Source organism: Orenia sp., assembly GCF_055140805.1.
Window position 1 is genome coordinate 1 of the sequence record NZ_JBSQYM010000093.1, and the last position, 11590, is coordinate 11590.

Annotated in this window: 7 protein-coding genes; 1 reads left to right on the top strand and 6 read right to left on the bottom strand. The window is 32.8% G+C overall.

Annotated features, from left to right (window positions below):
- Positions 1 to 147: 147 nt before the first annotated feature.
- The 5 genes from ACTCDL_RS10100 to ACTCDL_RS10120 form a co-directional block, all read right to left on the bottom strand.
- Positions 148 to 1341 (bottom strand): MFS transporter, encoded by a 1194-nt coding sequence (locus ACTCDL_RS10100; RefSeq protein WP_463176307.1) that lies wholly within the window; start codon positions 1339 to 1341, stop codon positions 148 to 150.
- A gap of 1023 nt (positions 1342 to 2364) precedes the next feature.
- On the bottom strand, positions 2365 to 3348 hold the full coding sequence (locus ACTCDL_RS10105) for an aldo/keto reductase (protein WP_463176309.1): 984 nt from the start codon (positions 3346 to 3348) through the stop codon (positions 2365 to 2367).
- Between the two features lie 278 nt (positions 3349 to 3626).
- Positions 3627 to 4784 (bottom strand): (R)-mandelonitrile lyase, encoded by a 1158-nt coding sequence (locus ACTCDL_RS10110; RefSeq protein WP_463176311.1) that lies wholly within the window; start codon positions 4782 to 4784, stop codon positions 3627 to 3629.
- Positions 4785 to 4924: 140 nt separating this feature from the next.
- On the bottom strand, positions 4925 to 5422 hold the full coding sequence (locus tag ACTCDL_RS10115; RefSeq protein ID WP_463176313.1) for a cyclophilin-like fold protein: 498 nt from the start codon (positions 5420 to 5422) through the stop codon (positions 4925 to 4927).
- A 252-nt stretch (positions 5423 to 5674) separates the two neighbouring features.
- A complete protein-coding gene (locus tag ACTCDL_RS10120; protein ID WP_463176315.1) occupies positions 5675 to 6529 on the bottom strand; it encodes an AraC family transcriptional regulator in 855 nt (284 codons plus the stop codon).
- A 275-nt stretch (positions 6530 to 6804) separates the two neighbouring features.
- Between ACTCDL_RS10120 and ACTCDL_RS10125 the strand changes: the two genes are divergently transcribed.
- Positions 6805 to 8550, top strand: coding sequence for a glycoside hydrolase family 2 protein (locus ACTCDL_RS10125; RefSeq protein ID WP_463176317.1), 1746 nt, complete (start codon positions 6805 to 6807; stop codon positions 8548 to 8550).
- A 225-nt stretch (positions 8551 to 8775) separates the two neighbouring features.
- On the opposite strand, the gene ACTCDL_RS10130 is transcribed toward ACTCDL_RS10125, so the two are convergent.
- Entirely contained in the window at positions 8776 to 11343 is a 2568-nt protein-coding gene (locus ACTCDL_RS10130; protein WP_463176319.1) for a hypothetical protein, read from the bottom strand.
- Positions 11344 to 11590: the final 247 nt, after the last annotated feature.

Genomic DNA, 11590 nt, shown 5'->3' on the forward strand with positions numbered 1-11590 from the left:
CTCCTTTTAGGGTTGTCACCTAAAGGTTCTCTCATTTTTCTATTTTTATAAATGTAAATTTTACTTTAACAAATTATGGACTAAGTTAACGCACATGAAATTATTATAAAAACAATCTCTAAAATTAAACAAATACCATTAATTAATCTAACTTCCGACAACTTCCTCATTATAGCTAACTTTTCTTCCATGCACGAAATAATACAAACACATAGCTAACAGAACAATAATACCCATAGTCACATATAGACCACGGAATCCAACTGTAGGAATTAAAAATCCTAAAAAGAAGGGGCCCATTCCTATCCCCATCTCTGAAATGGCCACAAATGTAGATGTAGCTATTCCCATACGATGTTCTGGGACTAATTTAATAGCAATTGCCTGACCACAAGATGTAAATGTTCCAAAACCAATTCCTAAAAAGACTGCAGCCAATAATATCGTAAAACCTTGTTGAGCCTGACTAATAATAAACAGACCAAGGGCAAAGCTTATAAAGCTTGGATACATTACAAAATTTTCACCTTTAGTGTCAAACCAACGACCAGTTAATGGTCTAGAAACTAACATGGCCATAGAATAAACAATAAAGAAAACACTACCTGCACTGATCAAATTAATCTCATTCACATACGAGGAGAGAAAACCAATAATACTTGAGTAACCAAAGAATACAATTAGACCAACCATTGCCATTGGCAGTACATTGACTTCAAATATCTTATTAAATTTAAAGCTCTTCATATCTGCTAATTGTTCTTTAGTCAACTCTACTTCTTCCACTTTTAGAAGAAAAGCTGCAAAGTAGCCTACACCTAATAATAGGAGAGATAAGCTTAAAATCATAGAAAAACTAGAGTGGTCATAAAGATAAATCCCTAAAGAAGGACCAATAGCCGAAGCTAAAGTTGTACTTAACATAAAATAACCCATTCCTTCTCCTCGCCGTGATCGTGGAATAATATTTGCTACAATAGTCATGGCAGCTGTTGTAGCCATTCCAAATCCTAAACCATGAAGAACCCTGATAATAAAGAGAACCTGTATATTCATTGCAACAAAATAAAGTAATGTTGCAAGTGTATAAACAGTCAATCCAATATAGAGCAACTTCTTTCGCCCTATTTGTTCTATAAATTTTCCAGAAATAATCCGAGCAATTAGAGCAGCCACAATGAAAATCCCTGCTATCAATCCGGCTGAACTAGCTGATGTTTGCAAACTATCCATTACATATACCGCCATAATGGACATCAATTGGTAATACACTAACATAACAATAAACATTGCTAATGAATTCATTAAAAAATCCTTAGTCCATAATTTTGCTTTATTCATTCTTCTTAATCCCCTTTTCCAACAACTCTTATCACCTTATTATTTAATCTTAATCTGCTAAATATTCTTATCTCTTCATATTTAATAATAAAATAGTAGTCTGATCCACCTTTAATAATACTTTATCATCTGGAGTTAACTCCAAGTCAAGCTTTTTTTTGAATTTCCTAATTTACCCTATAAAAAATCATCTTAACAAGAAGTTTGACCCATAAAAATATCCTCAAGATAGAACAAATTGGGCTAATGACCACTCTTCTATTAATCTAAAATTTATTTTCAATTAAGAGTCTAAGCAATAAATCACTTTATCAATATAAAAAACTATTTCGGTAAAGCTTATCAGCTTTTTACCGAGTGACTTTTAGCATTGCCCTAAAAGTCACCAAAAGGTCTAGAAAAAAATAAAACTCACTACGCAATCAGAATACAAATTATTATCAATAATTTATTTCTCTAATCAAGGCTTAATTTAACTCTAAATTTTTATTCAATTTTTGCTTCGTTCAAACAATAATTTTTTCCACTCTCAAATTACAAACAAAATAAAATAGTTATCCACAACCTCTAAAAAGCATAATTTCCTTAATAAGAACAAATTGGGCTACGCCCAGTCTTCTATAAATCAAAACTTTAGATATTATATAACTTTTGATTATAAAACAGAGTTTATTAGTTAAAAACTCAAACTCCCTTCCAACCTCTCTCTTATTCTTAAGAGAAAGGAGCTAAAACAAAAGATTTTCAATACTCTTTTCCCTCACTTGGGCAAAGAAATTATCTTCATAAATCTTTTTAAATGAAGATAATGATTACGAAGAATCTCAAATAGACTAGTAGGAAAGAAATAAAACTGTGAATTTATTTCAAAATAAATTCACAGTTTTATCATCTACTATTTTTTAATTAAAAACTCCAGATACCTATTCAAATGGTTTATATCCTTCTCTTCCACCATCAGGTTGACCCAAATAAAGGAAATATCTGCATTAAGAGCATTAAGAAATAAATCTTTGTTCTAATTTAATCCCACTCTGGTAGTAGTGTCTCTCCCCGATCTGTTGCAGGAGCTGGAGTAATAGAGAGTGCAGATATCTCCTCACGCCACTTGGAAGTCATATCTACATCAACAGCCCCTAGAGAAGACTCAAGTTGCTCTAAATTTCTAGCTCCAATAATAGGTGCTGTGATAGCAGGATTAGACATAACCCAAGCAATTGCAAGAGTGGCAGGGTTCATACCCTCTTTAACAGCATATTCACTAAATCGATCAGCTACAGCAAAATTAATCTCATCTCCGTAGCGGTCAGTATATCTTTGCTGCTCAACTAATCGTCCTTGTTCTGGTCGTTTATTTACACCATATTTTCCTGTTAAAAGTCCAGCTCCTAAAGGACTATAGGAGATAACACCCATCTTCTCGGAAAGAGCTAGTGGTAATATTTCCACTTCAGCTTGGCGTTTAACTAGATTATACATCGGTTGAATCAATTCAAAGCGAGCAAGCTGTTCTTTTGCTGAAATTCCTAAAGCTTTAGCAATCTGCCAAGCTGCCCAATTACTGACTGCTGGATAAAGAATTTTACCCTGAGCTTGCAGATCATCAAGAGCACGCAGGGTCTCTTCTATAGGAGTATTCTCATCAAACATATGTACAAAGTAAAAATCAAGATAATCCGTTTTTAAACGCTTTAGACTATTTTCAACCTCATGGATAATATTACGACGAGAAAGCCCCATAGCATTAATATCCTGGCTCATTGGATAATAGACCTTTGTACTAAGGACTACTTCATCTCTACAGTCTGCAATACACTCCCCAAGTATCTCTTCAGAACGTCCTCTACTATAAACATTTGCAGTATCAAAGAAGTTAATTCCAGCCTCACGACACCGCTTAAACATTGCTTTAGAAGTCTTCTCATCCGCATCCCCACCAAAAGACATTGTCCCAAAACATAAGCTTGAAACCTTAATTCCTGTCTTACCTACTGTTTTATACTCCATAATTAATAATCAATCCTCCTAGAATTTTAATATTCTTTTATGAGCAATAATTATTTTAAATCTTACTTATAAACCGCCTCAAAAATAACAGCAAAATCGTCAATCTAAGCTCACTTCAACCACATCAGAGCAATCCATCCATTGTATCTTTAATATTTTATTACACCTTACTATAATTTCAATTATGTTCTAAAGTTGGATGACTATATCATTAATTTAGATTACTTTAATTTTCTCAGCTCTTAATGCTAAAAATTGATCTTTTTAAAGAAAATAAATTATTCGCCTCTAAGACTTAAAACCCTATTGAAAACTTCTCTTGTATTATCAGCTTCTTTTTTACCAACTTTAGCTTCAATTACAGATATTAGACTCTTCATCTCTGCTTTAGTTACTCCTACATTAAAAGCTATGTTAAGATGAGCTAGCAGTTGAGGATTGACCCCCTCCATATTGGCTAGAGCTGCAACAGTTACTAACTCTCTAGTCTTATAACTTAAAATATCCCGTCCGAATATATCCCCAAAAAGATGGGCTTTTAAGAATTTATCCATAACAGGAGCAAATCCATATTCAAAAGAGCGACCTACTAGGTTAGTTTGAACTTCTCTTCCCAGCTTAAGACTACTTTTATCTTCAGGTAATGGACTTGCTGTTGCTCCAACTTCATCCTTGATACCTCTCTCTTCGCGCTCTTCCAAGACAGTTCTAAAAGTACCTAAACCATTTAGGCTCCTTGGAAATCCTGCATAGGCATAGATCTGAACTAATACTTCCTTAATTTCATTGATAGTCAGTCCAGCATCTAAGCCTTCATTTAAGGAAATTTTCAGCCTTTCTAAATTACCATTAGCTGTAAAAGCTGCAATAGTAACAATACTTTGCTGTTTGGAATTTAAGGCTTGGTTATTTGTGGTCTCTGATTGAGAAGTAGCTAAATTACTGATACTATATTGCTCATCACTCACCTTTTCCAACCATTTAACACTTTCTCCTTTAGCTACTTGCATAAGAACAAGATGGGTCATTTCAGAGTTTGGTGATGCTCCATGCCAATGCTTAACACCAGGTGGACACCAGACTACATCACCCGGTCGAATCTCTTCAATTTGACCGCCCCAATGCTGTGTCCAACCAATACCATCTGTAACTAATATATACTGTCCTGTTGGATGGATATGCCATGCACTTCGAGCACCTGCTTTAAAGTTAACAGAAGCACCCAAAAAATGTGCTGAATTATTTGGCAAGAATACAGGTTTAACAATTACCTTACCAGAAAAATTCTCCTTAGGACCTTTAGCCCAAGAACCTGATTCAGCTCGAGTAATAATTTGTGAAGCTTTATTCCCTTCAGAAGCTATTGCTTCACCTGCAAAAGTAAACATTGAAGCAAGTATAAAAAATGATAGAGCTATAACTATTAATCTTTTCATTTTTTTCATTCCTTCCAATTATTATTTTTATTTATAACCATTCTTGAAAACCAATTGTACTAATTTCCTCATAACTACCTTATTTTTATATTTAACCTCTGCTTTTAAGCCATCTTCTTTCTTAGCTACTAAGATTAAGCTTAGTCTTTCTTAGCAATCTTAACTGTAAAATCCCCCTTCATATCTGCAAGTTTTTCTAGTCCAGATTCAATCTTACCTAATTTAATAAGTCCATTAGCATAGCCAAAATCCTTATAAAAAATAGCTAGATTTCCCCAAGGGGCATATAAAGTCAAATCTCCAATCTCTGGATTACTGCCTGAAGGTGCATCTTCTGTGGATAGTTTTCTTGGTAGATAACTAATCTTTTCAACTCCTGCATAATCTTCAAATTCTAAGGTTAATGGGAGTAAGGTTAAAAAATCCCGACTCGTTGGATTATCATACATCTTCACAATAACTTCATCATTGTTAAAAGCAAGTTTTATTCTAATATCTTTTATGGTAGATTCTTGACTATCTTCTGAAATATTACTCATAGTATCACCACCTTTGATATTATTTCCACTATTATCCCCACAAGCAGCGAGAGTAAATACCATTACTAAAGCTAAAGTTAGAAATAAGACTTTCTTCACTTTTTTTCTGCCTCCTATTAATCCTCTATATTTAATAATAAAATATTATTTTGCTAAGTCTCTAATAACACTTTATCATCTGGAGTTAACTCCAGGTCAAATCTTTTTTGAGATAAATTCATTAATAATAATAAAAAACTACCCCAATCTGAGTTGGGATAGCTTAAACTCTTATATAGAAATGAATAGTAATTAAGTGTAAGAAACTGTTAATTATTACTGTGAAAATATAATAATACAACTTTATTTGTTCTAATTTTTACTAAAGTGAATCTTTCTATATTGTGAAGGCGATATATTATTGTATTTTTTAAATGTCCTCCCAAAGTGAGATAATGTATTAAAACCTACTCTTTCACTAATTTCAGTAATATTTAAATCAGAGTGATTAAGAAGATTTTTGGCTTCTTTTATTCTGGTCAGGTTTAGATATTCTATTAAGGAAAAGCCTGTTATCTCTTTAAACATAGAACTTAAATAACAAGGATTCAAAGAAAAATCATTAGCAATAGAAGTCAGTTTAATATTGCCTTCATAATTCTGAGTAATATATTGAGCTATATCAGATATTGTTTTATGAAGAGGGCTTGTATGTTTAAAGTCCTCTTTTTGATTTTTTCTTATTTTTTTTAGAATGTAAAGAAATTCTGTTAGCATAATCTTTAAATGAAATAATTTTTCCTGTTTATATTCTTCGAATTCTTCACCAGATGATTTAAAGCTATTGTATTCATCTAATAGCTTTAATAATAACCGCTGTACTAGTTCTTGATCGGTAATATTTAATCTAATAATATGATTTTTATGTTCAAAAATAGAAAATAAGTTAATCAGCATTGTAGGGTTAAATAAATTTCGAATATACTCTTCTTTAAAATAAATCATAATCTTTTCATGGCAAAGGTCATTGGCATTGGAAGTATGATGTAAGTCATTCTTATTAATTAATACAATATCACCACTTTTAACATGATAGCTTCTATCTTTAATAAAATAATAACGTTCTCCACTAAGTAGATAATATATCTCATAATGATTATGATAGTGCCGATGTCCCATTTCATAGTATTCAAATTTTTGGTTGAACATTAAGAACGAACTATCCATAGGATCATATAATTCTTTAATAAAAAAGCACCTCCTAAATATCTGTAGAAAATAATTGAATAATAGACATGGTAATTAATATTATTCATATTTTTATATTATACTGCACAAAATAAAAAATCAACTTATTAACATAGATATTTCTAAAAATATGTATAACAAAGTCCTTATCACTAAAAAATTGTGTAGATTTTCTGCTTATATTTATGATAATATCATGGTAAAGAAAAATTTAATAGACCATATTTATTAATATTTATCTAGGAGGGATTGATTTGCTAAGATTATTTGAGCGTCATCAGCTAAGAAAGCAGAGAGAACTTTCAGGTTTATGGGATTTCTCCCCTGTTGATAAAAAGGGAGAGTGGCCAAGTAACTATAAATATCAATTAAATGTACCAGGTTGTTGGGAGATGCATCCTGATTTCTTGACTTATAGGGGCCTAGGAGTATATAGAAAAAAGATTACTATTTCTAAAAAGACTAATCTTCGCTTACTTTTTAAAGGTGTTAGCCATACGGCAGATATTTTTTTTGATGGTGAACAGGTTGCCCATCATTATAATGCTTATACACCTTTTGATTGTATTGTAAAGGATGTAGAAGTAGGAGAGCATGAGATAAAGATTCTAGTGGATAATTCCTTTTCTAAAGAGTCAGCCCTACATACTCCTAATGATTACTATACCTATGGAGGTTTAACCAGAGCAGTTGCTGTAGAAGAGATTAATGAGGTCTATATCAAGAGAATAGATTTTACGCCTTATCAAGAAGATAATATCTGGAAGGCTCATATAGCCGTAGTTTTAGAGAATCTAACTGAAAGATCATTAGAATTAGAAGTAGAAGGTCTACTTGATGATGAATATAAGTTAGACTTTGACCAAGTAAAAATTTCTGCAGCCAGTCAGCTTAAGCTAGAGCAGGATTTTTCTTTTCCAAAAGTAGAGAGTTGGTCAGACAAGCAACCTAATCTCTATTTACTAAAGACTAAACTGTATTTACATAATACAAGTACAACAGGGAATGACAGAAAATTAGTTGATGATCTAATTGAACGAGTAGGATTTCGAGTAATTAAGGTTGATGGAACTAAGCTATTATTAAATGATAAAGAGATTAAACTACGTGGTTTTAATCGCCATGAAGACCATCCAATGGTTGGCTCAGCGATTCCTTTCTCTTTGATGAAAAGGGATCTAGATTTAATGGAGGATATGGGATCAAATACTGTCCGCACCTCTCATTATCCTAATGATGAGTTATTTCTTGACCTGTGTGATGAGCGAGGTATCTTTGTTTGGGAAGAAAACCATGCCCGTGGCTTTACTTTAGAGCAAATGCTCCATCCTAATTTTGATCAGCAGTGTGAGGACTGTATTCAAGAGATGGTAGAAAATCACATCAACCATCCTTCAATTATAATCTGGGGTATTTTAAATGAGTGTGCAAGTGCTACAAAAGAGGGTAGAGAAATTTATAGTAAGCAGTTTGAACAGATTAAAAAGCTAGATCAGAGCAGACCTTTAACCTTTGCTACTCGTGAGCACTTTAATGATATCTGTCTTGATTTGGTCGATATAGTATCTATCAATGTTTATACTGGCTGGTATGGATGGTATACAGAAAGTGTTGAGGAGTATTATCAACGTGAAAAGAAATGGATAGAGGAAAACGGCGGTGCTAATAAACCAATAATTATGAGTGAATTTGGGGCTGGAGCAATTTATGGCTACCGTGAGCCTACTAGAGTTAAGTGGACTGAAGAACGCCAACAAGATCTGCTAGAGGAACTTCTGTCCTGTTATATGGAGCAAGATGAAATGGTCGGTACTTTGATCTGGCAATTTGCTGATTGTCGAGTTAGTGAAGGGGGTATCCCAGGAGAGCCAGGAACTGCTGGTGAAAGCTGGTTCCACACTAGACCCCGTTGTAAGAATAATAAAGGTATTGTTGATGAATACCGTAGACCTAAATTAGCCTATGAGACAGTCAAAAAGTTTTTCAAAGATGAACAATAAATATGATTTTAATGTTTAGAGAACTAGTAGTTTGTTCTACTATATATATTGAATTAAAGAGTTTTTATTAAAATCTAATTATTAAAAGAATTGTTAACCAGGAATTAACACTAATGAAATACAAATAAAAACTAAAAAATTAAATTATAAATAAAAGAGCTATTTAGGAAATTTCCCAAGTAGCTCTTTTATCAATACAATTATTTATCTCTTAATCCAACTATTCTAAAGATCCATCTTAATTCCCAAATAACTTTTGACCTCTTGCCCATCAGTTGTCACTCCTAATCTAGGTACTACAGAAAGATAATTAAAGAGACCCATCTCAACTAAAAATTCGTAACCTCCAGAAAGGTCATCTTTATCATCTTCTAATTCATGGGCATAATCTATAAAGACACTACCATAGATATCTCCAATAAAGATATTAGGACTCCATGAACCACTTCTAACTTCTGTCAACTTATGAATATAATCTGCGCTAAGTTGATACCCATCATCAACCTCTGCTGAATCAAAGGACCGGATACTCTCTTCACTATCAAAATCATCATATCTTTTAGCCTTAAAGGCTAGGCTACTATCCTTAAAAATATAGCGATAATTAAGTGTTGTATTAGTACTACCATCAACCTTTAGATTGACCTCTGAAGCTAATGAGATATCCTGTCTAGGATAAGAGAAAGAGACAGCTAATTTTGGATTCGAATCTTCATCAAAATCTGTACTATAGCCTAAATTTAATGATGTTAAGCCACTTAGCTTAGATGCATAAAGTGGATAGTCCACGTACAATTCTGTAACCCTGTTATCATCTTCATCATCTTCGAAGTTACTTACTGCTAAATTCAAAGAATTGAATAGTTTAGTTCCAAAAGTAAAAGAAAAATTATCGAAATAATTGATGAGATAATAATTTTGACCCAAAGCATCCTCACCCATTAATAATGGAAATCTTAAATATGGCTTAAATAAGTAGCTTAAGCTCCTAAGTCTAGCACTTCCTTCTTTGACTTTGCCATCAAATGCTATATTTAAAGAACTTCCTGCTTCTACTTCTGGCATAGCAATAGATTTAAAATCCAACTTCTTTCTATAAATTCCTTCTCCATCTGCTGTTAAGCTAACAAAATAGTATTTATCTTGATAAGGTATCCCATCAACACTATAACCATCCTTAGTAACTTCAGCCAAATCCTTAGATAATAAATCATAGCTATAAACTGAATAATTATCACCATAATTGGCTGTAAAATAAATCTTATCTCTTACTATTTTTATATACTTTTCTGTATAAGGTGTCTTGATAATTGGCTCTAAAGAGACTTCATTTTTCTTTAAATCTAAATAACTGATATTCCAAGAACCTACCCTATCCTTAGCCACTACTATAAATCTATCTTGATAACCTGTAATTTCACTAATTAACTCTGTAGTTGTAGCTAATTTCTCTTTACCTTTAGAACTATAACTCCAAAGTTCTGAACCAAACTCTTCTTTATTATCCTTACTATAAATAATCTCCCCTGTAGCCAAAACTACAAAATCTTTGAAATCACCTCTAAAAATCTCAGTACTCTTAGCTGTATTTAGATCATAACTATATAAGACTCCTAAAGATCCTCTGCCAGCTTGCTTTAAATTTGCAAATCCTCTATTAAGTTCAAGTAGAGAGTAATAGATTTGATCTCCAACTATTTGCATAGAAGTAGCACTAGAAGAGTTCATTAATTTAAGAATCTTCTCCTGACCACTATTAGGGTCATACTCTGTCAAAGCTAAATTTCTCTTTGAACTAAAAGGCGCTGGAGTTAAACGCAGTTCTTTTAAATAATATATCTTACCATGAGCAGTAAGTAAGTTATAGATTCTTCCACTCTTATTCTCCAAGACCTGTTGACCATCTATCTGCCAACCCTGATAATCCTGCTTTGCTTCTTCTTTCCATTCTTCAAATAGCTGAGGAAAACTCTTACCATAAATCATCTTAGCCGAATTGTCTAAAGTTAAGCTAGGAAAGAAGATACCAAAAGGTGCTGAAGTATCAGAACCATTTAATTTGAAATATTGCCCTAACTTATCTTCACCATACTCTTTAGATAGATATTCAAAAAACTCTCCACCATAAAGATACCACTGCCCCCTTGGATAATGGTTATGAGGATAAGTCGCCTCTGAAATAGATGGTAATTTGTCCTCTTTAGCCTTAGTAGCTATCAGGGCATCATAATACCCAGTGTTCAACCTTCCTTCATGAGAATCAATCTGTGATTCTTGATAGACTGTTATCCCTTCAACCATCCACAAAGGGATAAACGGAACTGAGTTGGGAGAATAAGCATTACCAAAAAGATGAACCAATTTCTTTGCAGTTTCTGAAACGTTTGTCATCTGTGAAATATGAGTAAATTCATGGACACTAACACTTCTCAACCAACTATGAGCACTCTCTAGACCACTTAGTGATGAATATGTAGCAGGATTATTTGTATAAATATCAATCTTAGTAGTAATAGGATCAGCCATTCCATTACTCTCATTTCCCATATCTTGAAGCACTATAGTAGTCTTAAACTGAGCAGAATTACCTGTAACCTCCCTTACCTCTGATTGATACTTCTCTAAATAATAAAGTACCTCTGTCCCTTGCCATTCATAGCCTTTAGGATAAAAGACAATAAAATCATCTGTCTCATAATACTGCCAATCCAAGGCAGTTGCCGATGCGTTAGCTGTAAATAACAATATAATAAGACAAAGGAAGATAAATAATAACCCCCTTCTCTTCTTCACTTCAAATCCTCTCCTATCTAGTTTGTTATCTATTTAATTCTTTATCATCAATAAATTTCCTACTAAAAAGAGAAAAATTAAAATATCTCTAGCTATATCTTCTTAGAATTTAATTTAACTGTGAGACTATATGGATAGATTGAGACAATTTTAAAATTAGCGTGAGTGGGTGTGTGAGTGTGAGTAAACCCCAATAAAAAGAAGTTTTACACACACTCACACTCATAGCTCACACTCGACACAAAGT

Coding starts and splice junctions, on each gene's coding strand:
- ACTCDL_RS10100 (WP_463176307.1), bottom strand. CDS start 1,341: ATGAATAAAGCAAAATTATGGACTAAGGATTTTTTAATGAATTCATTA.
- ACTCDL_RS10105 (WP_463176309.1), bottom strand. CDS start 3,348: ATGGAGTATAAAACAGTAGGTAAGACAGGAATTAAGGTTTCAAGCTTA.
- ACTCDL_RS10110 (WP_463176311.1), bottom strand. CDS start 4,784: ATGAAAAGATTAATAGTTATAGCTCTATCATTTTTTATACTTGCTTCA.
- ACTCDL_RS10120 (WP_463176315.1), bottom strand. CDS start 6,529: ATGGATAGTTCGTTCTTAATGTTCAACCAAAAATTTGAATACTATGAA.